This window comes from Saccharothrix sp. NRRL B-16314 (genome assembly GCF_000716595.1).
Taxonomy (GTDB): Bacteria; Actinomycetota; Actinomycetes; order Mycobacteriales; family Pseudonocardiaceae; genus Actinosynnema.
The window spans coordinates 513,897-538,184 of record NZ_JNXC01000003.1; the positions used below are offsets into that span (position 1 = coordinate 513,897).

The window sequence follows — 24,288 nt, forward strand, 5'->3', positions numbered from 1 at the left end:
GGGAGGTTGAGCGTGCGATCGATGCTCACGGTCATCGCCGAAGACGACGAGGTCGCCCGGTTCTTGAACTGGCCGGGCGACTTCGAACTCGATCGTGCGGACCACGGCGAGGAGGTCCACCTCGCGTCCGGCGCGGCTTTGGAGGGCTTCGCGGGCGAGGGAGCCGGAGGTACGTACTTCTTCTGCGGTGACGGCGGCGAGGAACGTCCGATCCTGTACGCGGACTCCGAGGGACGCGCGTCGCTGATCGCGATCGGCCTGCCGGAGCTGCTGCGGCTCCTGCTGGTCGCGCCGTGGTGGCGGGACTGCCCGACGTTCACCGCGGAGGAGAGCGCCGCGATGGCCGTCGAGTACGTGCAGGACATCCCCGACCTGATCGCCCGCCGTGACCGTGCAGCCGCGGCCCTGGGCTTGACCCTCCCGACCGAAGCCGAAGTCCTGACCCGCCTCCACGAGGTGGCCACCGGCCCCGGCAAGGACTTCGTCCTCGTCTTCACCCCCGAAGACGAGCCCTACGACCCCTTGATCCCGTGAGTCCTACGTTCACGTCCCGTGAGTCCTACGTTCGGAACCCCCGAGTTCAACGCTCAGAACAGTCGACCTTGTCCTGAGCGTTGAACTCGGGGTACACGAACGTAGGACTCACGCGTTCGGAACGTAGGACTCACGGGGCGCGAACGTAGGACTCACTGGTTAGAAGGGGGTGTTGTGGGTGGCGCGGTCGCGGAGCGAGGACGTGGGGCGGAAGCGCTCGCCGTACGTGTCGGCCAGGTAGTCGGCGCGTTCCACGAACTCGGCCAGGCCGTACGAGTTGACGAACTGCAGCGTGCCACCGCTCCACGGCGCGAAGCCGAACCCGAAGACGCTGCCGATGTTCGCGTCACCGACCGAGGTCAGCACACCCTCGTCCAGGCACCGCACCGTCTCCAACGCCTGGACGAACAGCAGCCGGTCCTCGACGTCCCGCTCCGTCACGCCCGCGTCGGCCCGCGCATAACGCGCCAGCCCCGGCCACAGGAACTTCCGGCCCTCCGCGGGGTACTCGTAGAACCCGGCCCCGCCGGACTTGCCGGTCCGACCCTCGCCGACCAGCTCCTCCAGCACCCGGAACGCGGGGTGGTCGGCCAGCGCACCCGAGGCCGAGTCCGCCAGCGCCTGGTCCCGGATCTTCAGCTGGAGCGTCAGCGTCACCTCGTCCGACACCGCCAGCGGCCCGACGGCCATCCCGGCGCGGCGGGCGACGTTCTCGATCAACGCCGGCGCCACGCCCTCCGCGACCATCGACACGGCCTCGGTCACGTACGTGCCGAACGTCCGTGACGTGTAGAAGCCGCGGCTGTCGTTCACCACGATCGGCGTCTTGCCGATCTGCAGCACGTAGTCGAACGCCCGCGCCAGCGTCTCGTCCGACGTCTCCGCGCCGCGGATGATCTCCACGAGCCGCATCTTCGGCACCGGCGAGAAGAAGTGCAGCCCGACGAACCGCGAGGGATCACCCACCGCCGACGCCAGCCCGGTGATCGGCAGCGTGGACGTGTTCGACGCGATCACCGCGTCCGGCAGGGCAGCGGACTCCGCCGCCGGCAGCACCTGGTTCTTCAGCTCCCGGTTCTCGAACACCGCCTCGACGATCAGGTCGCACCCGGCCAGGTCGGCGTCGGAGTCGGTCGGCGTGATGCCCGGCGTGTCACCGGCACCGCGCCGCGCGCCCTCGAGCGTCACGTCCTTCAGCACGACCTCGATCCCGGCCTTGGCGCTGACCTCGGCGATGCCCGCGCCCATCATGCCCGCGCCGAGCACGCCGACCTTGGACACCTTCGACGCCGGCACCCCGGCCGGCCGGGACTTGCCCGCGCCGATCTCGTTCAGCTGGAACCAGAACGTGTTGATCATGTTCTTGGAGACCTGGCCCGAAGCCAGCTCGACGAAGTACCGCGTCTCGATCCGCAACGCCGTGTCGAAGTCCACCAGCGCGCCCTCGACGGCCGCCGCCAGCACCTTCTCCGGCGCCGGGTACACGCCGTGCGTCTTCTTCCGCAGCACGGCGGGCGCCGCGGCGAGCAGCCCGTACAGGTTCGGGTCGCCGAACCGCACGTCCGGCACCACGTACCCCGGCTTGTCCCACGGCTGCTGCGGCGCCGGGTTCTCCTTGATCCACGCCCGAGCCTGGGTGATCAAGTTCTCGCGCGACGACGCCAGGGCGTGCACCAGCCCGGCCTGCAACGCCCGCGCCGGCCGCAGCTGCTTGCCCTCCATCAACAGCGGCAACGCGGGCTGCACGCCGAGCAGCCGCACCATCCGGGTCACGCCGCCACCGCCGGGCAGCAGGCCCAGCGTCGCCTCCGGCAGCCCGATCTTGATCTTGTCGTCGTCCAGCGCGACCCGGTGGTGGCACGCCAGCGCGATCTCGAAACCGCCGCCCAGCGCACTGCCGTTGATCGCCGCGACGACCGGCTTGCCCAGCTGCTCCAACCGCCGCAGCTGGTCCTTGACCTCCTCCAGGAAGCCCAGCGACTCCAAGGCGTTCTCGGGCGTGATCCGGATCAGCAGGTTCAGGTCGCCACCGGCGAAGAACGTCTTCTTCGCCGACGTCAGCACCACACCGGTGATGTCGTCACGGGCGGCCTCCAGCTTGGCGACCGCCTCACCCATGTCCCGGTGGTACTCGGCGTTCATCACGTTCGCCGAACCGGACATATCCATCGTGAGGGTGACGATCCCCTCGTCGTCCCGCTCGAAGTGGATAGCCATCAGACCCTCTCGATGATCGTCGCGATGCCCATGCCGCCGCCCACGCACAACGTGGCCAGCCCCCGCCGCAGGTCCCGGCGCTCCAGCTCGTCGAGCAGGGTGCCGAGGATCATGCAGCCGGTCGCCCCGAGCGGGTGGCCCAGCGCGATCGCGCCGCCGTTGACGTTGACCTTCTCGTCGGGCAGGTCCAGTTCACGCTGGAACTTCAGCACCACCGACGAGAACGCCTCGTTGATCTCGAACAGGTCGATGTCCTCGACCGTCAGCCGGGCCTTGTCCAACGCCTTGCGCGCGGCCGGCGCCGGACCGGTCAGCATGATCGTGGGTTCCGAGCCGATGATCGCGGTGGCGATGATCCGGGCGCGGGGCGTGAGGCCGAGTTCCCGCCCGGTGCGGGCGTTGCCGATCAGCATCGCCGCCGCGCCGTCCACGATCTGCGACGAGTTGCCCGGCGTGTGGACGTGCGAGATGCGCTCCACCGTCGGGTACCGGTCGATGGCCACCGCGTCGAAGCCCAGGTCGCCGTGGAACGTGAAGCTCGGCTTCAGCCTGCCCAGGCCTTCGAGCGTGGTCTCCGGGCGGATCGCCTCGTCGTGGTCGAGCACGACCGCGCCGTTCTGGTCGACCACGGACACCAGCGACCGGTCGAAGTACCCCTTGTCACGCGCCAGCGTCGCCCGCTGGTGCGAGCGCAGCGCGAACGCGTCCACGTCCTCCCGGCTGAACCCCTCCAACGTGGCGATCAGGTCGGCGCTCACGCCCTGCGGCACGAAGTTGACCGCCATGTTGGTCTCCGGGTCGGCCATCCACGCGCCGCCGTCGGAACCCATCGGCACCCGCGACATCGACTCGACGCCGCCCGCCACCACCAGGTCCTCGAACCCGGACGCCACCTTCGCCGCGGCCAGGTTCACCGACTCCAGGCCGGACGCGCAGAACCGGTTGAGCTGCACGCCCGCCGGCCGCAGGTCCCAGCCGGCCGCCAGGACCGCCGTGCGGGCGATGTCCGCGCCCTGCTCGCCGACCGGCGACACGACGCCGAACACCACGTCGTCCACCGCCGAGGTGTCCAGGTCGTTGCGCTGCGCCAGCGCCGCGAGCACCCCGGAAGCCAGGGTGATCGGCTTGACGCTGTGCAGCGAACCGCGCTTTCCCCTGCCACGCGGTGTGCGCACCGCGTCGAAGATCAAGGCTTCGCTCATGTACTCAACGGTAGGGAAGCGGCTCGCCGTTGCCCATGACCGCATGAGGTGACTTATTAGCTCACGGAGCAGCCCCAACCCTCCCGACCTCGGCCGCGACGCCATCCGATCTTGACAATTGCGCTCACGATCACACGTCACGTTGGCATGTCGCGGTCATGGCGGCACGGGCCTGGCAGTGGGAATGTCAACGTCATGCCAACTCGCCGTTCCGCATGGATGACCGAGGACCTGGACCAGCTGCGCCAACTGGCCCGGACGTTCTTCGAGAGGGAGTCGGTCCCGCACCACGAGCGCTGGGCCGCGCAGAAGCAGGTGGACCGGGACTTCTGGAAGAAGGCCGGTGAGGTCGGGCTGCTCTGCCTGTCGATCCCCGAGGAGTACGGCGGTGGCGGCGGCACGTTCGCGCACGAGGCCGTGCTGCTGGAGGAGCAGGCGCGGTGCGGCGACAGCGCGTGGGGCAACAGCGTGCACAGCGGGATCGTCGCCCACTACGTCAACGCCTACGGCACGGAGGAGCAGAAGCGGCGCTGGCTGCCGAAGCTGGCGTCCGGCGAGTCGGTCGGCGCGATCGCCATGTCCGAGCCCGGCGGCGGCTCCGACCTCCAGAACATCAAGACGAAGGCCCTGCGGGACGGCGACGAGTACGTGCTGTCCGGCTCGAAGACGTTCATCACCAACGGCGCGCAGGCCGACCTGGTGATCGTGGTCGCCAAGACCGACCCCGCCCAGGGCGCCGCGGGCACCTCGCTGCTGGTGGTGGAGGCGGACTCGGCGCCGGGGTTCCGCCGGGGCCGGGTGCTGGACAAGATCGGGCTGAAGGGCCAGGACACCGCCGAGCTGTTCTTCGACGACGTCCGGCTGCCCGCGGCGAACCTGCTCGGCGAGGTCGAGGGCCAGGGGTTCGTCCAGCTCATGCAGCAGCTGCCGCAGGAACGGCTGATCATCGCGGTGGCGTCCGTCGCGGGCATCGAGGCTGCCGTGGACCTCACGCTGGCTTACGTGAAGGACCGCACCGCGTTCGGGCGGGAGCTGATCAAGTTCCAGAACACCCGCTTCACGCTCGCCGAGTGCGCCACCGAGGCCCGCGTGACCAGGGCTTTCGTGGACCAGTGCGTGGCGGAGCACTTGGAGGGCAAGCTCGACGTGCCCACGGCGGCGATGGCCAAGTGGTGGGCCACCGAGCGGCTGTGCCGGGTGGTGGACGAGTGCGTCCAGCTGTTCGGCGGCTACGGCTACATGACGGAGTACCCGATCGCCCGCGCGTGGGCGGACGCGCGCGTCCAGAAGATCTACGGCGGGACGAACGAGATCATGAAGGAAATCATCGCGAGGTCGCTCTAGTGCCGGGGCCGTTGGCAGGGCTGAAGGTCGTCGAGCTGGCAGGGCTCGCACCAGCGCCTTTCGGCTGCATGGTGCTGGCAGACCTCGGCGCGTCCGTGATCCGGGTCGACCGGCTCGCGGGCAACGTGGAAGTGCCCGTGCTCGGACGTGGGCGGCGGTCGATCGGCGTGGACGTGCGGCGGCCCGAGGGCGCCGAGCTGGTGCTCCGCCTCGTCGCCGGGTCCGACGTGCTGATCGAGGGTTTCCGTCCGGGCGTCACGGAACGGCTGGGCGTCGGGCCGGCGCAGTGCCTGGCCCGCAACCCGCGGCTGATCTACGGGCGGATGACCGGGTGGGGCCAGGGCGGGCCGCTGGCGGACCGCGCCGGGCACGACATCAACTACATCGCGGTGGCGGGCGCGCTGGAGCCCATCGGGCGGGCCGGTTCTCCCCCGACCGTGCCGCTGAACATCATCGGCGACTTCGGCGGCGGCGGGCTGCTGCTGGCGGTGGGCGTGCTGGCGGCGCTGTACGAGCGGGAGCGGTCCGGGCGCGGGCAGGTGGTGGACGCGGCCATGGTCGACGGCGCCGCGCTGCTGACCACGTTCCTGCACGGCATGGCGTCGGCGGGCGCCTGGCCCGGTGCGCGCGGGACGAACCTGCTGGACGGCGGCGCGCCGTTCTACGACGTGTACGAGGCGGCGGACGGCCGGTTCGTCAGCATCGGTGCGTTGGAGGAGAAGTTCTACGCCAAGCTGCTGGACGTGCTGGGGCTGGCCGGCGCGGAGCTTCCGGGGCGGCACGACCCGGCGAACTGGCCGGAGCTGCGGGCCCGCATCGGCGCGGCGGTGGCCACCCGGACGAGGGACGAGTGGGCGGCGCTGGCCGAGGGCACGGACGCCTGCCTCGCGCCCGTGCTGGCTCCCGGTGAGGCCGCACAGCACGGCCACGTCGCGGCGCGCGGGACGTTCGTCGAGGTAGGAGGGGTGTCGCAGCCCGCGCCCGCACCCCGGTTCGAGCGGACGCCCGCGTCGGCGCCGAGCCCGCCGCCGATGGTGGGTGAGCACACCGTCGAGGTGTTGGGCGAGCTGGGACTGGACGACGCCGAGATCGACGATCTCCGGCGGTCGGGTGTCATCGGTTGATCACTTCTTCGACCGCGGAAATGGGCGCGGAAAATCACCTGAAGGGGTACCGGAAATGGGTGGCGGCCGACAGCGGCCTTGTCACGCTCGGTGCGGACACCGGCGCAATCAGGTGATGAGCTACGAGAGCCGAGGGAGAGCTGACAGTGTCGATGAACCTCGATGTCCGTGCTGGGGGGATGGGCGAGTGGCCCGTACCTTGGTGATCGGCGGGACCCCAGGTCCCCTTGATCGTCCGTTCGGGTGACAGCGGGCGTTTCCCAGGCAGGGTTCGTGGTCGCCGTTGAGACCGGTCGGGCGATGACGGCGGGTTCCGCCGTCATCATCCGGGTGAATGGGGGACCATGGCGGGTGACCCGACCGGAGCGGCGCCAGGCCGCCCCTGCCCTGTGAGACGGACGGAGACCGATCAGTGAACGTCAAGAAGGTGGTGACGCTGGCGGCGGTCGCGCTGGTGCTGTTCCTCCTGATCACCCAGCCCAACGAGTCCGCGGCGGCGGTGCGGACCGCGCTCGGCTGGCTCCAGTCCGGCGCCGAGTCGATCATCACCTTCGTGCGCAGCCTCTTCGCCTAGCCCGCCCCGCGAACTCCGCTCAATGCGGTCACGATCGGTGATCACGCAGGTCAGGCGTTGCACCGTACGGGTGGAATGAGGGCTATAACGCCCTGGTAACAGGGTTTCAGACAAACAAGGGTCTAGCGGTTGTCGTTTGCCGCTAATACGGTGCGTCGCATTGGCTGATCTTCGACCGATGAGGAGGCAGAATGGTCGAGGACTCCGGAGTCGACGAGCTGTTGCGGCAGTGGGCGGCTGAGCGCTCGGACGACGCCGAGCTGCAGGAGGTGAACCGGATCAAGGACGCGTGGCTCGCGGAAGCACCGCCGTCCCTGCCGGGGATCCCGGTGCAGCGGGCGAACGGCGGTTCCCGCGGCCTGGTGAAGGTCGAGTCCGCGGATCCCGCGTACGTGGCAGCGATGCGGAAGCGGGCGCCCGAGGTGCCCGAGGCTCTGCTCGCCGCCGCCGCCAGCTACTGGCAGCTGGTGGGTGACCTGCGCGAGGCGGAGCAGTGGTGGGACGCGGGCATCAGCCCGTTGGACCAGCGCGCTCTGGACTACCGGGCGGCCGGGCTCACACCCGCCGACCTCGGTCGTCGCCTCGGCCCCATGACGGTGCTCCAGCACCTGCGTCGGGGCAGCGCGGCAGCCTGGTGCGTGGCCAGGTTGCAGAGGCAACGCCGGGACGGCGTGGCCTAGTCGGATCGAGTCGGGGCGGGCTCCTACGCGGTAGAGGAGCCCTCACCTTGAGGGGCGGGCTCCTGTGCGGGGAGCCCCAGCCCCGGAGCAGTACCCTTGAGGCGTGCGTGGCCTCATCACCCCCCGGCGTCTGGCCATCGCGGCTGTCTGCGTGGCGGCGATGGTCGTGTGCTGCGGGCTGGCCTACTGGCAGTGGGAGCGGTTCTCCGCGGCCGGTGGCTCGTTCCAGAACCTCGGCTACGTCTTCCAGTGGCCGCTCTTCGGCCTCTTCCCGGCGTTCATGGTGTGGCGCATCCGCAGGCTGGACGCCCGCCGCAAGGCCGAGGAGGCAGCCGCCGCGGCCGGTGCCCCGGACGACGCCGCAGATGAGGCCGTCCCGGAGCCGGTGCCGGTGCCGTCGCGGCCGGTCGTTACCGTTGAGCCCGTCAGAGCACCCGCGCACGACGACGAGGACGACGAGCTCGCGGCCTACAACCGCATGCTCGCCGCGCTCAACGCGCGGGACCAGCGGTGAACGAAGGTAGGGCGATGAGCGGCGCGTTGACCAGGTTCCGGTTCATGGCTTACGTGGTCGGTGTCGGCCTGCTGCTCCTCGTGGTCGCGATGATCGCCAAGTACGCGGGCGACAGCGCGGGCATGATGCAGGTGGTGGGCCCGATCCACGGCTTCCTCTACGCGGTCTACCTCGTGCTGACGGTCGACCTCGCGCTCAAGGCCCGCTGGTCGATCAAGGGCACGGCGCTGGTGCTGCTCGCGGGCACGATCCCGTTCGTGTCGTTCTACGCCGAACGCAAGGTGGTCGAGAGCGTCCGGGCCGAGAAGAGCCTGTGACCCGGGCCTATCCGAGCCGCTCTCGCTTCGCACGTGTGATTCTCGGACCAGCCACGCGCCGACCCGACCGGTCGGCGCTGACGGCATGTCCGCACCCCAGGGAGGACCTCGCCTGATGGAAAGCCGCCGCACGCCCCTGCACGCCGAGCACGAAGCGCTGGGCGCCATGTTCACCGACTTCGCGGGCTGGCGGATGCCGCTCCGCTACGACAGCGAGCTGGCCGAGCACCACGCCGTGCGCACGTCCGCGGGCCTGTTCGACCTCACCCACATGGGCGAGATCGTGCTCACCGGCCCCGAGGCGGGCGCCGCGCTCGACCACGCCCTGGTCGGTCACGCGTCCGCGATCGGCCTCGGCCGCGCCCGCTACACGATGATCTGCGAAGCCGACGGCGGGGTGATCGACGACCTGATCGTCTACCGCACCGGCGAGCAGGAGTACCTCGTCGTCGCCAACGCCTCCAACGCCGCCGTCGTGCACGACGCGCTGGTCGAGCGGGCGAAGGGGTTCGACACGACGGTCGAGGACAGGTCGACGGACTACGCGCTGCTGGCCGTGCAGGGCCCGAAGGCCACCGCGATCCTCGCCGGCCTCACGCCGACCGACCTGGCCGGCGTGAAGTACTACGCGTCGTACCCGACCGAGGTCGCGGGCAAGTCGGTGCTGCTGGCCCGCACCGGCTACACGGGTGAGGACGGCTTCGAGCTGTTCGTCGCGCCGGACGACGCGCCACACGTCTGGCAGGCGCTGCTGGAGGCGGGCGCGCCGCACGACCTCAAGCCCGCCGGCCTCGGCTGCCGCGACACGCTCCGGCTGGAGGCCGGCATGCCGTTGTACGGCAACGAGCTGGGCCGCGACCGCACGCCGTTCCACGCGAACCTCGGCCGGGTGGTCAAGCTCGACAAGCCGGGTGACTTCGTCGGCCGCGAGGCGCTGGCCGCCGTCGCCGAGCAGGGCGTCGACCGCAAGCTGGTCGGCTTGAAGACCACGTCGCGCCGGGCGCCCCGACACGGGTACCCGGTGCTGGACTCGGCGGGCACGCCGATCGGCGAGATCACCAGCGGCGCGCTGTCGCCGACGCTCGGGTACTCCGTGGCGATGGCCTACGTCGCCGTCGGCGAGACTGAGCCCGGCACCCGGCTGTCCGTGGACGTCCGGGGCAGGCACGAGCCGGTCGAAGTCGTCGCACTGCCGTTCTACACGCGAACCAGCTAAGGGAGAGACCCACATGTCCGAGCACTTCAACGCCTCCCTCGCGGAGTTCGACCCGGAGGTCGCGGACGCCGTCGCCGCCGAGCTGCGCCGCCAGCAGGGCACGCTCGAGATGATCGCCTCGGAGAACTTCACGCCGGTGTCGGTGCTCCAGGCGCAGGGTTCGGTGCTGACGAACAAGTACGCCGAGGGCTACCCGGGTCGCCGCTACTACGGCGGCTGCGAGCACGTCGACGTCATCGAGCGGCTGGCGATCGAGCGGGTCAAGGCGCTGTTCGGCGCGGGCTTCGCGAACGTGCAGCCGCACTCGGGCGCGCAGGCCAACGCGTGCGCGATGTTCGCGCTGATCCAGCCGGGCGACACGATCCTGGGCCTCGACCTGGCGCACGGCGGGCACCTCACCCACGGCATGCGGATCAACTTCTCCGGCAAGCTCTACAACGTGGTCCCGTACCACGTGTCCGAGGAGGACGGCCGGGTCGACATGGCCGAGGTCGAGCGGCTGGCCACCGAGTTCAAGCCGAAGCTGATCGTGGCCGGCTGGTCGGCCTACCCGCGTCAGCTCGACTTCGCCGAGTTCCGCCGGATCGCCGACTCGGTGGGCGCCTACCTGATGGTCGACATGGCGCACTTCGCCGGTCTGGTGGCGGCGGGCCTGCACCCGAGCCCGGTGCCGCACGCGCACGTCGTGACCACGACCACGCACAAGACCCTCGGCGGTCCGCGCGGCGGCGTGATCCTGACGAACGAGGCCGACCTGGCGAAGAAGATCAACTCGGCGGTGTTCCCCGGTCAGCAGGGCGGCCCGCTGGAGCACGTGATCGCGGGCAAGGCGGTGGCGTTCAAGCACGCCGCGTCACCCGAGTTCGCCGACCGGCAGCGGCGCACGGTCGAGGGCGCGAAGATCCTCGCCGACCGGCTGTCCCAGCCCGACGCGGCGGCGGCCGGCGTGAAGGTGCTCACCGGCGGCACGGACGTGCACCTCGTGCTGGTGGACCTGGTGGGGTCGGAGCTCGACGGCAAGCAGGCCGAAGACCGGCTGCACGAGGTCGGGATCACGGTGAACCGCAACGCGGTGCCGAACGACCCGCGTCCGCCGATGGTGACGTCCGGCCTGCGCATCGGCACGCCGGCCCTCGCCACCCGCGGCTTCGGCGAGGCGGACTTCGTCGAGGTGGCGGACGTCATCGCGGCGGCGTTGCAGGCGTCGCCGGACCTGGCCGAGCTGCGTTCCCGGGTCGAGGTGCTCGCGGCCAAGCACCCGTTGTACCCGAACCTGTGAAGCACACCACGAAATAGTCGGTGCCCCCTGGCGGTTGTCCCGTGCGCTACCCGCGTACGGGACAACTGAAAGAGGCATCATGACCACGACGTTCGACGCGATGGCGCTGCCGCGCGACGCACAGGACCTGCTCTTCCGCGAGGCGCGCACGGCGAACGCGTTCACCTCCGAACCGGTGACGGACGAGCAGCTCCGCGAGGTCTACGAGCTGGTCAAGTGGGGTCCGACCTCGATGAACAGCCAGCCGCTGCGGGTGCTGTTCGTGCGCGGCGAGGACGCCAAGGCCCGGCTCGTGCCGCACATGGCCGAGGGCAACCGGGCGAAGACGCAGTCCGCGCCGGTGACCGCGATCCTGTCCGCCGACACGGACTTCCACGAGCACTTCGCCCGGACGTTCCCGAACTACCCGGGCGCCAAGGCGGCGTTCGCCGATGACGCCGGCCGGACCGAGGCGGCGAAGTTGAACGCCCTGCTCCAGGTCGGCTACTTCATCGTCGGCGTTCGCGCGGCCGGTCTCGCCGCGGGCCCGATGAGCGGCTTCGACCAGGACGGCGTGCGCCGCGAGTTCTTCGCCGACACGACCCTGCTCCCGCTGGTGGTCGTCAACATCGGCCACCCGGACCACTCCGGCACGCACCCGCGCAACCCGCGCCTCGACTACGCCGAGGCCGTCACCGTCGTCTGACGCGTGCGCTGATCCCCCGGCCAACCCCAGGCCGGGGGATCAGGGCTGTCACGGCGGTCTAGGCGGCAGGCGCCGTCACCCCCGGCGGCAGGCACTCCACGTTGCGCTTGCCGTCGGGCTGCACCACGAACCAGGTGCCGCCGACGCCCTGGCCCTTCCACTGGCCCGGCGCCTCGTCCTTCGCGTAGGTGTAGAGCGGCCAGCCGTCCAGGGTGACCTGCTCGCTGCCGTCGGCCCGCTTCACCGTCGACACGAGCGCGGGGTCGACGCCCTGCAACCGCGGCGTGCCGTTGGACAGCACGGGCGGCCACGTGACGGCGCACTGACCCTCGCAAGTGGACTTCGCCGGGTTCGGCGTGTCCTTGTCGAACCGGTACAGCGTCCGGCCGTCGCCGTCCTGCACGACGTCGCCCATCTTGGGAACGCTCTTGCCCACCAACGAGATCTGTGGACCGGACGGCGCGGGCGCGGCCTGGGCCTCCGGCGTTCCGGCGGCAGTGGTCCCGGTCTCCTCGGCGGACGCCGCCTCCTCGCTGGTCGGAGGGGCCAGGGGCTCCTGGACGTCGCCGTAGTCGCCCTGGGCCGCGGCGCCCACCTGCTCGGTCTGCGCGACCGTCCTGCCCTGCAGGCCGGTGGCGTTGGAAGTCCACATGACCAGCGCGAGCACGGCAGCCATGCCGCCCGCGACGGCGATGGCGATGCGGTTTCGTCGGATCACACTCACTCCTCCTTGGTCCGTCAATCGCTCCACCGACGATTACGGCCCCCGTCCGGGAGTGGTTCAGCCCCGGCGCGGGGACAGGGGTTCGGCGTGACCGCTCGTGCGGACCCGTCCGTGTCGCCGTCGTGGTGACCGGAGGCGTCCGCCGGGGACATAGGGTGTCCCGGTGGGCAACGAGATCTCTTTTCCGCGCCAGCACGCGCGCACCCAGCGGTTCACCCTTGGCGCACCGCGGACGTTCACCGTGGCGCCGGACGGCGCCAGGGTGTACTTCCTCCGCACCGCCACGGCCACGAGCCGGGCGAACGGCCTGTGGGCGTTCGACACCGCGACCCGGTCCGAGACGCTGCTGGTCGACCCGAACACGCTGCTGACCGACCCCGAGGACCTGTCCCCGGAAGAGCGGGCACGCCGCGAGCGCACCCGTGAGCAGGCGGCGGGCATCGTCGGCTACGCCACGGACGGCGCCGTGCGGCAGGCGGTGTTCGCGTTGTCCGGCAGGCTGTTCGTGGTCGGACTCGCCACCGGCGACGTGCGCGAGCTGCCGGTACCCGGCGCGGCCATCGACCCCCGGCTCGACCCGACCGGGCGCAAGGTCGGGTACGTGGCGGACGGCGCGCTGCACGTCGTGGAGCTGGAGTCCGGCGCGGACCGGGTGGTGGCGGCGCCGGACGGGCCGGACGTGACGTGGGGCCTGGCGGAGTTCATCGCGGCCGAGGAGATGGGCCGGTTCCGCGGGTACTGGTTCTCCCCGGACGGCGATCGCGTGCTGGCGGCCCGGGTGGACAACGCGCCCGTGCCGCGGTGGCACATCGCCGACCCGGCGAACCCCGACAAGCCCGCCGCCGAGATCGCGTACCCCGCCGCGGGCGAGGCCAACGCGGTGGTCGGCGTGTCCGTCTTCGGCGCCGACCGGGTCGACGTGACGTGGGACCGCGACGCGTTCCCGTACCTGGCCGCGGTGTCGTGGTCGTCGCACGGCAAGCCGCTGCTCCAGGTCCAGTCACGGGACCAGCGCCACGTCCGCGTGCTGGCGGTGGACGTCGAGACCGGCGCGGTGGACGTGGTGGCCGACGACACCGACCCGCGGTGGCTGGAGATCGTGCCGGGCGCGCCGCGCTGGACGCCGGGCGGCGAACTGCTGCGCGTGCTGCCGATCGGTGACGCGAACCGGCTCGTCGTGGGCGACCGCCCGTGGACGCCCGACGGGTTCCAGGTGCGCTCGGTGCTGGACGTGGCCGAGGACGGCGTCCTCGTGACCGCGTCCACGGACGACCCGACGCAGACGCACGTCTTCCTGGTCACGGCCGAGGGGCCGACCCGGCTGTCCACTGAGGACGGTGTGAACAGCGCTGCGCGGGCGGGAGGCGTGCTGCTGCTGGTGTCGTCGGCGATGGACCGCTTCGGGCCGAAGGTCACCGTGTCGACCGGTGGCGAGATCGGGACGTTCGCGGAAACCCCCGTGCTCACGCCGGAAGTGCGGCTGCTGACCGTGGGTGAGCGCGAGTTGAGGACGGCGCTGCTGTTCCCGCGCGACCACGTGCCGGGCGTGAAGCTGCCGGTGCTGCTGGACCCGTACGGCGGGCCGCACTCGCAGCGCGTCGTCTCGGCGCGGAACGCGTACCTGACGTCGCAGTGGCTCGCCGACCAGGGTTTCGCGGTCCTGGTGGCGGACGGTCGCGGCACGCCCGGTCGTGGTCCGGTGTGGGAGCGGGAGATCGCGTTCGACTTCGCGGACGCCACCTTGCAGGACCAGGTGGACGCCCTGCACGCCGTCGCGGCCGTCGAACCCGACCTGGACCTGACCCGGGTGGGCATCCGGGGGTGGTCGTACGGCGGGTACCTGGCCGCGTTGGCCGTCCTGCGCCGTCCGGACGTGTTCCACGCGGGCATCGCCGGCGCGCCGGTCACCGACTGGCGGCTGTACGACACCCACTACACCGAGCGCTACCTGGGCCACCCGGCCGAGAAGCCCGAGGTCTACGACGCGAACTCGCTCATCGCCGACGCCCCGAAGCTGGAACGTCCGCTGATGATCGTGCACGGCTTGGCGGACGACAACGTGGTGGCCGCCCACACCCTGCGGCTCTCGTCGGCCCTCTTGGCCGCCGGCCGTCCGCACACCGTGCTGCCGCTGTCCGGCGTCACGCACATGACCCCGCAGGAGCAGGTCGCGGAGAACCTGCTGCTGCTCCAGGTCGACTTCCTCCACCGCTCCCTGACCGCGTGAGTCCTACGTTCGCGTCGCGTGTGTCGTTCCTTCAGAACACGTGAGTCCTACGTTCGGAACCCCCGAATTCAACGCTCAGGACAAGGTCGGCCGGCTCGGGCCGTTCTGAGCGTTGAACTCGGGGTACGGGAACGTAGGACTCACGGGTCCTGAACGTAGGACTCACGGGTCCTGAACGTAGGACTCACGCGTTCTGAACGTAGGACTCACGGGGGTGGGTCAGGCCAGCGAGTGGCGCACCAGGTACGGCGGGATCGAGTTGCCGACCAGGGCGAGGTCGTCGATCGTCTCTGGCTGGTAGCCGCACGCGGGCAGCCGCTCGACCATGAGGGCGGTCGGGTCGGCCACCTCGTCGGCGCGCCCGAACAGGTAGGCCCACTCGTGCTCGTCCGAGCCGTAGTACGCCACCGTGTCGAACACCTCGTTGAACCGCTGCCACATCCGGATCAACGTGGTGTTGCGCCACATCGTCTGGCAGCCGGCCTGCGACACCACGACGCCGCCCGGCGTGAGCAGCGCCTTGCACAGGCCGAGGAACTCCGCGCCGTACAGGCGGTTGTGCTGCGCTTCTTCCTCGCGCTCGTCCGGCAGGTCCACCAGGACGATGTCGTAACGCTCCGACGTCGTCCGGATGTATTCGTAGCCGTCGATGTACTGCACCCGGATCGCGCCTTCGCCCTTCTCGGCGAGGGCCAGCTCGTCCGGCGTGTACCCGTACGGCAGGTGCTCGGCGCACAGCCGCACGGCCTGCGAGTCGATGTCGATGTGGTCGACCACCGAAGCGCCCGCCGCCACCGCCATCTGGCACACGACGCCCTCCGACGACCCGATGACGAGCACCCGGTCGACGCGGTCGGCGAGCAGCAGCGCGGGCGCCATCAGCGCCTCGTGGTACGTCAACTGGCTGAACTCGGTGCTCTGCCGGTCGTCGTCGCAGAACAGCGACAACCCCTGGGCGGTGCGGGCGATCACCAGGTGCTGGAACTCGGTCCGGGTGTCGACCACGACCTCTTCGACGTCCCAGTGCCGGGTCATTCCGGCCGCGAGCGGTTCGCGGATCAAGACGCTTTCTCCTCACCGACGAGTGCGGGGACGCGGCGTCCCCGGCTGACCGTGTCCGTCCGTGCCGACGCAGCTCCCAGCGCTTCGGCCAGCAACTGCACCGCGAGCGCGGGCTTGGCGCGCGTGCCGCAGGTGAACACGTCCACGAACACCGCTCCGACTTCCGGATACGTGTGGATGGACGCGTGCGACTCCGACAACAGGGCCAGCACGGTGACCCCTTGCGGCTCGAACTGCTTGGAGACCACCTCCAACACCGTGGCATCCGCCTGGGTGAGCGCTTCACCGAGCGCGTGTCGCAGGAACTGCTCGTCGTCGAGCAGTTCGGGGCTCACGCCTTCAAGTTCGGCGAGCACGTGCTGTCCTGCGAACAAGCCGACCGGCTCGACTTCGCACGGGAGTTCGGACATCAATCACTCCAAACATCTTCAGGAGGTGCACTGCAACGGACAGGCGGGGGCGTGCTCATCGCACGCAGTGGGTGGCCAGCGGCGGGAAGCCGTTGAACGCCACCGAGGAGTAGCTGGCCGTGTAGGCGCCCGCGCCGAGCAGGTCGACGTGGTCACCCGCGCGCAGCTCCAGGGGCAGCTGGTAGCACGTGTTCTGGTACAGGACGTCGTCCGCGTCGCACGTCGGGCCGGCGATCACCACCGGGCCGACGGGTCCGCCGTCCCGGCTCGTCCGCAGGGGGTAGGCGATGGCCTCGCCCTCGGTCTCCGCCAGTCCACCGTACCGGCCGATGTCGAGGAACACCCATCGGCGTTCGTCCGAATAGGACTTGCGGGCCACCAGGACCACCTCGGACCTGATGAGACCCGACTCGGCGACGATCGCGCGTCCCGGCTCGATCATCACCCGAGGGGCGCGGCAGTCGTCGGGGAGGCCGCCGAAGTGGCGTTCGACCGACGCCGTGATGGCCGCGGCGTACGCGGACAGCGGCGGTGGCTGCTCCAGGTAACCGGCGGGCAGGCCGCCGCCCAGGTTGACGGTCGTCAGCGCCACGCCCTCGGCGCGCAGCTTCGCGGTGATGAGGGCGGCGTCGGCGATGGCGGCGTCCCAGCCGTTCGGGTCGAGCTGCTGCGACCCGGCGTGGAACGCCACGCCCAGCGGAACGAGCCCCGACTCCGCCGCCAACCGCAGCAAATCCGTCGCCATTTCGGGCGAGCAGCCGAATTTCTTGCCGAACGGGTAGGTGGAACCCTTGCTGTTCACCAGGATCCGCAGCAGCACGGACGCGCCGGGCGCGTGCTCGGCGAGCGCGAGCACGTCCTGTTCGCTGTCGGACACGAACAGTCGCACGCCCCGCCCGTACGCGTAGGCGATGTCCCGCGCCTTCTTGATCGGGTTGCTGTAGGAGATGGTCTCCGGCGCGGCGCCGCGCGCCAGGCACAGGTCGATCTCCGCGGGGCTGGCGACGTCGAACGAGCAGCCCTCGGCCGCCAGCAGCCCGACCACTTCGGGCGTCGGGTTCGCCTTGACCGCGTAGAAGATCCCCACCTGCGGCAACGCCGAACGGATGGCCGTGAACCGGTCGCGCACGGTCGGCAGGTCGATCACCAGACAGGGGGTGTCCGGTCGCTCATTGTCCAGGAAATGACGGATACGAGCTGTTGCCTCGTCAAGCCGTTGATCGGCAAAGCTCTTCGTCATCTCGCTAGGGGTCCCCCTCCGCAACCGTGTTCGGGCACGGCGGTCCACTCTAGGTGGTGAAGGCGAAAAAAGCGCTATCAGCCGGCGAACTTGTGACGCAGCTCCACGACGGTGATGTCCGGCGGCGCGCCCACCCGCACCGGCGGACCCCAGAAGCCGACTCCGTTCGTCGTGTAGACCTGCGTGCCGTCGATCGTCTCCAGCCCGCTGCGCATCGGCTGCTGGAGGCCGACCGCCAGGTGGAACGGGAACATCTGGCCGCCGTGCGTGTGCCCGGACAGCTGGAGGTCCACCCCGTGCTTCGCCGACTCGCGGACCTGCACCGGCTGGTGCGCCATCAGCACCACGGGCGTCGACGTGTCCCGGCCGTCCAGGGCGCGCGCGTAGTCGGGGCCGTCGTCGAACGCCACGCCGGTGACGTCGCTGACGCCCGCGAGGTCGAACGACGCGCCGGCCCGTTCGATCGTCAGCCGCTCGTTGCGCAGCGCGTTGACCCCGAGCCGCTCCAGCTCCGCGAGCCACGGCTCGGCCCCCGAGTAGTACTCGTGGTTGCCGGTGACGAAGAAGCTGCCGTGCGTGCTCACCAGGTCGCCCAGCGGAGCCGCCGCCTCGCCCAGCTCGTCCACCGTGCCGTCGACCAGGTCGCCCACGATCGCGACCAGGTCCACCTGCTGCTCGTTGATCATCCGCACCACCCGCTCGGTGTGCCCGCGGCCGAGGAGCGGACCGAGGTGGATGTCGCTCACCACCGCGATGCGGTAGCCGGACAGCCGCGGGTCGAGCTTGCCCAGCGTCACGGGCACGCGCTTGATCACCGGGTCGCCCAACGCCTCCGTGGCGCCGTACGTGACGACGCCCGCCGTGGCCACCCCGCCCACGACCGCGAGCGACCGTGCGATGAACAGCCGCCGGCCCGGGTCCGCCGGCTGCTCCTCGGGCGCCTGGGCGGCCTCCGGGGTCTCCACCACCGCGTCGGGTACGCCCGCGGCGACCGACACCTCCAGCCGCCGGGTCGACCGCAGCACCAGCAGCCGGGGGATCTCCAGCACGCCCAGGACCAACGAGAAGTAGAACGCTCCCGCCAGCCAGACGAACCCCGGCCACGCCAGCGCGTCGCCGACCACCGAGCCCAGCCTGCTCACCGACAGGCCGGCCATCACCAGCACGTAGAGGAGGAGCACCACGACGGTGCCGATCCGACGTCCGCGGCCGGGGCGGGTCGTGTCCCGGACGGCCCGCTTCCAGATGTAGTAGTGGGCCGCGCCCATCACGACGGCGAACAGCACGAAGAAGAACAAGCGGGGCCTCCCGGGTGGTGATGGGACCAGTTTCCACGAATCTCGGAGCCGGCATGCAACCCCCCGAGTGCCCGACTGCGTGATTACCTCGTACCGCAGCACGGGGGAGGACAGATGAGTGATCGGGACACCGCGTTCGCCGAGTACTTCGCGGCGCGGTCCGAGGCCATGCGTGGCACGGCGTACCTGCTGTGCGGCGACTGGCACCGTGCCGAGGACCTGGTCCAGGCCACGTTCACGAAGCTTTACGTGGCGTGGCGGCGGATCGACCGGCACGAGGCACTCGACGCCTACACACGGCAGACGTTGGTCCGGACGTTCGTGTCCGAACTGCGCCGTGGCTGGTTCCGCAAGGAACGGGTGAGCGAGACGGCCGTCGACACGGCGGCCGTCGGACGTGGCTCGACGGAGGACCGGCTGGTGCTGCTCGCGGCGCTGGCCGGCGTACCACCACGGCAACGGGCCGTGCTCGTGCTCCGGTACTGGGAAGACCTGTCGGTCGAGGAGACCGCCAGGGCGTTGGGCTGTTCCGAAGGAACGGTGAAGAGCCAGGCCGCGCGGGGGCTGCAGACGCTGCGCGGCCTGATCACCCCTCAGCAGGGAGAGATGGTGCGATGAACGAGCACGAGCTGAAGAGCGCGTTGCAGGACGTGATGGTGGCGAGCAGCCCGCCACCACCGATGGACGCCGGGGCTGCGCTGGACCGGGGCCGCCGTGCGCACCGCCGCCGGAAGGCCACGTGGGGAGGGGCGGTCGCCGGACTGGGTGTGGTCGCCATCGCGGTCGGCGCCGTGCTGGTGCCGAACCTGGCGGGTGGCGGCGGCGTCGCTCAGGTGGGTGCCCGGTCGTCCGAAGTGCAGTCGTCGGAGACCCTGTCGTCGGACCCCCGACCGTCGTTGACGTCGATCCCGCCGTCGCCGTCCGGGACGGACACCTCGGACGTGGCGTCGCCGTCGTCCGGTGACGAGAAGACCCCCTGGCCGAACGGGCAGGGCGACCGGACCTCGACCAACGGGCCGCGGGCGGACAAGAGCGTCACCGTGCTCAACCACCTGGCGTCGTCGTTGCCGACCGGGGTGAAGGCCGAGGACAGGACCAGGATCGGCTTCCAGGACCACGGGCCGATGACCCGCGCCCAGTCGCAGTTCGTCGACTACGCCGCCGACAGGCTGGAGGTCTGGGAGTACCTGGCCATCACCCCGGTGGTGCGCGGTGGTGCCCCGGGCGTCGGACACCTGTGGGTGCAGGTCGACACCAAGGGCAACACGCGGCTCAGGGACCTCGAGGGCTGCGGCATGGTGATCAGCCAGCCGTACGTGCGGGGCGACGGTCGGTGCGACATCGTCGACGTCGACGGCAAGCCGGTCGTGGTCGTCACGGGGAACGGTGCGGAGAACGGCATGGAGCAGGCCGCCTTCTACCGGTACGACGACGGCACGGTGGTGATCGTGGCCCAGTCGAAGGGCTACGAGTTCTCCGGTCACCCGGCGCTGGCCGAGCCGCCGCTGACGTCGCAGCAGCTCGCGGCCATCGCCGCGGACCCGACGTTCCACCTGGACTGAGTCGGGGAGGGACGGGGAGGCCGGGCAGCACGTGTGCCCGGCCTCTTCGGTGTGTGGTGTGTCGTCCGTCCGGGGGTACTCCATCCGGGTGTTCGTGCAGGTAACGTCGTGTCTGCCATGCGGACCCTGCTCATCGACAACCACGACTCGTTCACCTTCAACCTCTTCCAGTACCTGGCCGAGGTGAACGGGCGCGAGCCGGTCGTCATCACCAACGACGACCCGCGGTTCCGGCTGTCCGACCTGCGCCGGTTCGACAACGTGGTGATCTCGCCCGGCCCCGGCCGGCCGCAGCGCGAGTCCGATTTCGGGCTGTGCCGCGCGGTCATCGACGAGGCGGCGATCCCGCTGCTCGGGGTGTGCCTCGGCCACCAAGGGCTGTGCCTGGCGCACGGCGCGTCCGTGGGGCTGGTGCCGCCCCGGCACGGTGTGGTGGACCTGGTGCGGCACACCGGGGTGGACGTGTTCGCCGGCCTGCCGTCGCCGCTGCCCGTGGTGCGGTACCACTCGCTGGCCGTGTCCGACCTGCCCGATTCGCTGGAGCCGATCGCGTGGACGTCCTCCGATGACGTCCTGATGGGCGTGCGGCACCGGTCGCGGCCCGCGTGGGGCGTGCAGTTCCACCCCGAGTCGGTGTGCACGTCGCACGGCCACCGGCTGCTGGCCAACTTCCGCGACCTGACCGCCGCCGCTGCCGTAGAGCCCGCCGTCACCCCGCTGCCTGCCGTCGAGGTGCCGTCCGAGGCGCCCGTCTCCGTTGCCGCTCCTGTTCCGGACTCCGTTCCAGGTCGGGAGGTGCTGGTGCGGCGCGTGGACGCGCACCCGTCGGCGGAGGACGTGTACGCGGCCCTGTACGGGGCGTCCGGCGACGCGTTCTGGCTGGACAGCAGCCTCGTCGGCGCGCGGGGTCGGTTCTCCGTGATGGGTGACGCGCAGGGGCCGCTGGCGCGCGTGGCGACGTACGACGTGTGGACCGGCGAGGTCACCGTGGACGGGGTGACGCACCCCGGGCCGTTCTTCGACTGGCTGGAGGCCGACCTGGCCGCGTGGCGGGTGACGCCACCGGACGTGCCGTTCGAGTTCGCGCTCGGGTGGGTCGGCTACCTCGGGTACGAGCTGAAGGCCGAATGCGGCGGAGTGGCGGCGCACCGTTCGGAGCAGCCCGACGCGGCATTCGTGTTCGCCGACCGGGCGTTGGTTTTCGACCACGTTTCGCGGTGCGTCTACCTGTTGGCGTTGTCCGACGAGGATGGGTGGTTGGGCCGAACGGCCGATTTCCTGCGTGATTTCACCGCGGTGCCCGCATCGCCTCCGCGACCGGCCCGCGCGGAGTCCGTGCAGGCGCGGCACAGCCGTTCGCACTATCTCAAGCTGGTGGCGGCATGTCAGGAGGCCATCACGGCGGGCGAGAGCTACGAGGTGTGCCTGACGAACACGGTGGCGTGGCGCGGCGGGGTCGACCCGTGGGACGCCTACCGGTTCCTCCGCGCGGAAAGCCCCGCGCCGTTCGGGGCGTTGCTCCGTTTCGGTGCGCTCTCCGTGCTCAGCACTTCACCCGAGCGGTTCATCCGGGTGGACCGACAGGGCGTCGTCGAATCGGAGCCAATCAAGGGCACCAGACCACGCGGGGCCACGGCGGCGGAGGACGAGGCTTTGCGCACGGCCTTGGCCACCAGCGCGAAGGACCGGGCCGAGAACCTCATGATCGTGGACTTGGTCCGCAATGATCTGGGTCATTGCGCGGAAGTCGGCAGCGTCGAGGTGCCCAGGATCTTCGAGGTGGAGAGCTACGCGACAGTGCACCAGCTCGTCAGCACCGTTCGGGCCAGACTGCGTTCCGGGAGTTCCGCCGCCGACGTCGTTAGGGCGGCGTTCCCGGGTGGGTCCATGACGGGGGCGCCCAAGATCCGGACAATGCAGATCATCGACGGGCTGGAAGCCGGGCCCAGGGGTGTCTACTCCGGGGCGCTCGGTTACTTCTCACTCTCCGGAACGGCCGACTTCAGCATCGTCATCAGGACGCTGGTGGTGGACCGGGACAAGGTGAGTTTCGGGGTGGGCGGCGCGGTCATCGCGCTGTCCGACCCGGCGGAGGAATTCGAGGAGACGGCGGTCAAGGCGACCGCCCTGCTCAGCCTGATGGACGCCGAGTTCCCGGGGCGCAGCCGAATGGCCTGACGGCCCCTGACCTGCGTTGTTCCCCTGCGGCAGTGGCGGACCGCCGCAGGGGAAAACGACGCGACTCAGGAGGCGTGGGCTTCCTGGAACTGCACGACCAGGCCCTGGGGAATGCGACCGCGGTCGGAGATCTGGTGGCCCTGCGCGCGCGCCCAGTCCCGAATCGCCTGCGCCTGCGCCTTGTCACCAGCCTTTACCGTGCTCTTGCCGGTGCCCTTGCGCTGCTTGCGGCCACCCGCGCGGCGCGCCTTGGCGACGAAGTCGGCCAGGGACTCGCGGAGCTTGTCCGCATTGTCCTTGGAGAGATCGATGGAGTACTCCACTCCGTCCAGCGCGAAGGTCACGGTCTCGGCGGCTTCGCTGCCGTCGAGGTCGTCGATGAGTTGGACGACGGTCTGCTGTGCCACTGTTCCTCCGTGTGTGCTCGCATAGCGCGTGCTGCCTTCGACTTGTTCTGCGCCACACGCTTCGACGACACCATAGTGCACGAGAGGAATATCGCCTAACCTTTCGTGTGGAAAATGTGACGATGCCCCCGGACGGGTCATTTCACCGGCTTAACCGCGCCCGCTGAAATGCGAGGAGCCCGAAGCCTTGCCCGTGGTGCCGGTCACACCCGGTCGAGTGGCCTATCCTGGGAGTCGGGTACCCGCCCAGGGTAGGGAAGGTCGGGAGCGATGCACGGTTACACACCGGACAAGGACGCGTTCCTCAAGCGATTGCGACGCGTCGAAGGGCAGGTCCGCGGCCTCCAGCGGATGGTGGAGAACGACGAGTACTGCATCGACGTGCTGACCCAGATCTCGGCCGCGACGAAGGCGTTGCAGGCGGTGTCCCTGGGTTTGCTGGACGAGCACCTGAAGCACTGCGTGGCGCAGGCGGCGGCCGAGGGTGGCGAGGTGGCGGAGGCGAAGATCGCCGAAGCGTCCGCCGCCATCGGTCGACTGGTCCGGTCCTGACGCCCGGGACCCCCGGCCGTCGTTCCCCGGAGTCGGGGGTCGTGCGGCGGCCGGGCAACCTGATCGAGTAGAGTGCTCCCGCCGGCCCCCGTAGCCCAATCGGCAGAGGCAGCGGACTCAAAATCCGTCCAGTGTGCGTTCGAGTCGCACCGGGGGCACATTCGCACTTCACCTGCTCTGGCCCCTGACCTGTGATCTTCGGGTCAGGGGTCGATCTTGTTCCCGCCCTGGTCGGTTCGTCGGGGTCGGACCGGGTGCGGGTTGTCGCCGGTGGGCCGACTCGCGTGCCGTAGCCCTTCGGATACGTCACTGGGGGCGGCATGGCGGACATGGCGGGGATGCTTGTCCGGGCGAGGCGCGCTGCGGGTCTCAGTCAAGAGGAACTCGCACGTCGAGCAGGTACTTCGCGGTCGACGCTGCGTGGTCGCGTGGTCCTCACGTTGAGTGAGCTTCCCCGGCTTCCGGTGGACCGGGCTTTTTCCGTCGTGACCCTGCCGATCCACTTGAACTGGTCCGATCCTGGGCGGCGGTTCAACCTGGCCAACCGGTCTGAACGGGCGCGCGTCTAGGAGATCGTGCTTCGCGAGGGTGGGCAGGAGGACGTGATCATGTACGTGGACGGTGCTCTGCTCTTCGACTTGTGGGATGAACTCGTCCTTCCTCGTGACGTCCGAGCCGCTTGGTCGTCGGTTGTCGGTCGTGCCGGGGCAGAGGCCGCGTGATGCCCGACGAGTCGTCTCAAGAGGGCTTGACCGACTTCCAGTTCGCTTGACCGACCGGCCGACCCAGGACTTGGGCTTCTTCGCCGGTCCCGATAGCGGGGATGTCGTTGCCGCTCGTGACGGCTTCGAAACGGCTGCGGTCAACGGCTCTGCTGGTTGATCACCCTTCGTGGACCGGGCTGTTCGCCATCGGTGCTGTCGATCGTCCAGCTTGACGGTG

24 protein-coding genes and 1 tRNA gene are annotated in these 24,288 nt (G+C 70.3%); 17 read left to right on the plus strand and 8 right to left on the minus strand.

All coding sequences use genetic code 11. The annotated features are described in order from the left end of the window. The first annotated feature begins 21 nt into the window (after positions 1–21). Complete coding sequence (locus OQ02_RS09470) at positions 22–534, plus strand: hypothetical protein (RefSeq protein WP_231499939.1); 513 nt, start codon at positions 22–24, stop codon at positions 532–534. A 159-nt stretch (positions 535–693) separates the two neighbouring features. Here the strand turns inward: OQ02_RS09470 and OQ02_RS09475 are convergent, their stop codons facing one another. Together OQ02_RS09475 and OQ02_RS09480 are read right to left on the minus strand one after the other, a co-directional pair. Next, positions 694–2,751, minus strand: a complete 2,058-nt coding sequence (locus OQ02_RS09475; RefSeq protein ID WP_033437852.1) for a 3-hydroxyacyl-CoA dehydrogenase NAD-binding domain-containing protein — start codon at positions 2,749–2,751, stop codon at positions 694–696. Next, positions 2,751–3,953, minus strand: coding sequence for an acetyl-CoA C-acetyltransferase (locus OQ02_RS09480; RefSeq protein ID WP_033437853.1), 1,203 nt, complete (start codon positions 3,951–3,953; stop codon positions 2,751–2,753). Before OQ02_RS09480 ends, OQ02_RS09475 begins: the two co-directional genes overlap by 1 nt. Positions 3,954–4,172: 219 nt before the next feature. On the opposite strand from OQ02_RS09480, the gene OQ02_RS09485 reads away from it, so the two are divergent. From OQ02_RS09485 to OQ02_RS09520, 9 genes are all read left to right on the plus strand, one after another. Then, positions 4,173–5,297 carry an acyl-CoA dehydrogenase family protein gene (locus tag OQ02_RS09485; RefSeq protein WP_442973593.1) on the plus strand — a complete coding sequence of 375 codons (1,125 nt, stop codon included), beginning with the start codon at positions 4,173–4,175 and terminating at the stop codon, positions 5,295–5,297. After that, entirely contained in the window at positions 5,297–6,421 is a 1,125-nt protein-coding gene (locus OQ02_RS09490) for a CaiB/BaiF CoA transferase family protein (protein WP_033437855.1), read from the plus strand. The genes OQ02_RS09485 and OQ02_RS09490 overlap by 1 nt, the downstream gene beginning before the upstream one ends. Positions 6,422–6,833: 412 nt before the next feature. Next, positions 6,834–6,995, plus strand: a complete 162-nt coding sequence (locus OQ02_RS44730; RefSeq protein ID WP_197043257.1) for a hypothetical protein — start codon at positions 6,834–6,836, stop codon at positions 6,993–6,995. A 191-nt stretch (positions 6,996–7,186) separates the two neighbouring features. Continuing rightward, positions 7,187–7,675, plus strand: coding sequence for a hypothetical protein (locus OQ02_RS09495; protein ID WP_033437856.1), 489 nt, complete (start codon positions 7,187–7,189; stop codon positions 7,673–7,675). A gap of 160 nt (positions 7,676–7,835) precedes the next feature. Then, a complete protein-coding gene (locus OQ02_RS09500; protein WP_051772104.1) occupies positions 7,836–8,189 on the plus strand; it encodes a hypothetical protein in 354 nt (117 codons plus the stop codon). 14 nt (positions 8,190–8,203) lie between these two features. Further along, on the plus strand, positions 8,204–8,506 hold the full coding sequence (locus tag OQ02_RS09505) for a DUF3817 domain-containing protein (RefSeq protein ID WP_051772070.1): 303 nt from the start codon (positions 8,204–8,206) through the stop codon (positions 8,504–8,506). Positions 8,507–8,621: 115 nt separating this feature from the next. Continuing rightward, complete coding sequence (gcvT, locus tag OQ02_RS09510) at positions 8,622–9,722, plus strand: glycine cleavage system aminomethyltransferase GcvT (RefSeq protein WP_033437859.1); 1,101 nt, start codon at positions 8,622–8,624, stop codon at positions 9,720–9,722. A 13-nt stretch (positions 9,723–9,735) separates the two neighbouring features. Beyond that, positions 9,736–11,001, plus strand: coding sequence for a serine hydroxymethyltransferase (glyA, locus tag OQ02_RS09515; RefSeq protein WP_033437860.1), 1,266 nt, complete (start codon positions 9,736–9,738; stop codon positions 10,999–11,001). Positions 11,002–11,080: 79 nt separating this feature from the next. Then, entirely contained in the window at positions 11,081–11,686 is a 606-nt protein-coding gene (locus OQ02_RS09520) for a malonic semialdehyde reductase (RefSeq protein WP_033437861.1), read from the plus strand. 58 nt (positions 11,687–11,744) lie between these two features. Here the strand turns inward: OQ02_RS09520 and OQ02_RS09525 are convergent, their stop codons facing one another. After that, the gene (locus OQ02_RS09525) at positions 11,745–12,404 is read right to left on the minus strand and encodes a COG4315 family predicted lipoprotein (protein ID WP_033437862.1); all 660 of its coding nucleotides are present in this window, start codon (positions 12,402–12,404) and stop codon (positions 11,745–11,747) included. Positions 12,405–12,573: 169 nt separating this feature from the next. On the opposite strand from OQ02_RS09525, the gene OQ02_RS09530 reads away from it, so the two are divergent. Beyond that, positions 12,574–14,637 carry a S9 family peptidase gene (locus tag OQ02_RS09530; RefSeq protein WP_033437863.1) on the plus strand — a complete coding sequence of 688 codons (2,064 nt, stop codon included), beginning with the start codon at positions 12,574–12,576 and terminating at the stop codon, positions 14,635–14,637. Positions 14,638–14,856: 219 nt separating this feature from the next. On the opposite strand, the gene OQ02_RS09535 is transcribed toward OQ02_RS09530, so the two are convergent. From OQ02_RS09535 to OQ02_RS09550, 4 genes are all read right to left on the minus strand, one after another. After that, on the minus strand, positions 14,857–15,699 hold the full coding sequence (locus OQ02_RS09535) for a spermidine synthase (RefSeq protein ID WP_033437864.1): 843 nt from the start codon (positions 15,697–15,699) through the stop codon (positions 14,857–14,859). Then, complete coding sequence (speD, locus tag OQ02_RS09540) at positions 15,696–16,109, minus strand: adenosylmethionine decarboxylase (RefSeq protein WP_033437865.1); 414 nt, start codon at positions 16,107–16,109, stop codon at positions 15,696–15,698. The genes OQ02_RS09535 and speD overlap by 4 nt, the downstream gene beginning before the upstream one ends. Positions 16,110–16,164: 55 nt before the next feature. Further along, complete coding sequence (locus tag OQ02_RS09545) at positions 16,165–17,349, minus strand: type III PLP-dependent enzyme (protein ID WP_033437866.1); 1,185 nt, start codon at positions 17,347–17,349, stop codon at positions 16,165–16,167. Positions 17,350–17,426: 77 nt separating this feature from the next. Beyond that, a complete protein-coding gene (locus OQ02_RS09550; RefSeq protein WP_033437867.1) occupies positions 17,427–18,647 on the minus strand; it encodes a metallophosphoesterase in 1,221 nt (406 codons plus the stop codon). A gap of 114 nt (positions 18,648–18,761) precedes the next feature. On the opposite strand from OQ02_RS09550, the gene OQ02_RS09555 reads away from it, so the two are divergent. The 3 genes from OQ02_RS09555 to pabB all read left to right on the plus strand — a co-directional run bounded on the left by OQ02_RS09555 (position 18,762) and on the right by pabB (position 22,387). Then, on the plus strand, positions 18,762–19,265 hold the full coding sequence (locus tag OQ02_RS09555; protein ID WP_033437868.1) for a SigE family RNA polymerase sigma factor: 504 nt from the start codon (positions 18,762–18,764) through the stop codon (positions 19,263–19,265). Continuing rightward, on the plus strand, positions 19,262–20,209 hold the full coding sequence (locus OQ02_RS09560; RefSeq protein WP_033437869.1) for a hypothetical protein: 948 nt from the start codon (positions 19,262–19,264) through the stop codon (positions 20,207–20,209). Before OQ02_RS09555 ends, OQ02_RS09560 begins: the two co-directional genes overlap by 4 nt. A 117-nt stretch (positions 20,210–20,326) precedes the next feature. Then, on the plus strand, positions 20,327–22,387 hold the full coding sequence (gene pabB / locus OQ02_RS09565; protein WP_033437870.1) for an aminodeoxychorismate synthase component I: 2,061 nt from the start codon (positions 20,327–20,329) through the stop codon (positions 22,385–22,387). A gap of 65 nt (positions 22,388–22,452) precedes the next feature. Here the strand turns inward: pabB and OQ02_RS09570 are convergent, their stop codons facing one another. Beyond that, positions 22,453–22,794, minus strand: a complete 342-nt coding sequence (locus tag OQ02_RS09570; protein ID WP_015104119.1) for a histone-like nucleoid-structuring protein Lsr2 — start codon at positions 22,792–22,794, stop codon at positions 22,453–22,455. A gap of 270 nt (positions 22,795–23,064) precedes the next feature. Between OQ02_RS09570 and OQ02_RS09575 the strand changes: the two genes are divergently transcribed. The 3 genes from OQ02_RS09575 to OQ02_RS45630 all read left to right on the plus strand — a co-directional run bounded on the left by OQ02_RS09575 (position 23,065) and on the right by OQ02_RS45630 (position 23,915). Continuing rightward, positions 23,065–23,346, plus strand: a complete 282-nt coding sequence (locus OQ02_RS09575; protein WP_033437871.1) for a metal-sensitive transcriptional regulator — start codon at positions 23,065–23,067, stop codon at positions 23,344–23,346. 84 nt (positions 23,347–23,430) lie between these two features. Then, a tRNA-Leu gene (locus tag OQ02_RS09580) sits at positions 23,431–23,504 on the plus strand. Positions 23,505–23,684: 180 nt separating this feature from the next. Next, positions 23,685–23,915: a helix-turn-helix domain-containing protein gene (locus tag OQ02_RS45630; RefSeq protein WP_231499940.1), complete on the plus strand. Its 231-nt coding sequence runs from the start codon at positions 23,685–23,687 to the stop codon at positions 23,913–23,915. Positions 23,916–24,288: the final 373 nt, after the last annotated feature.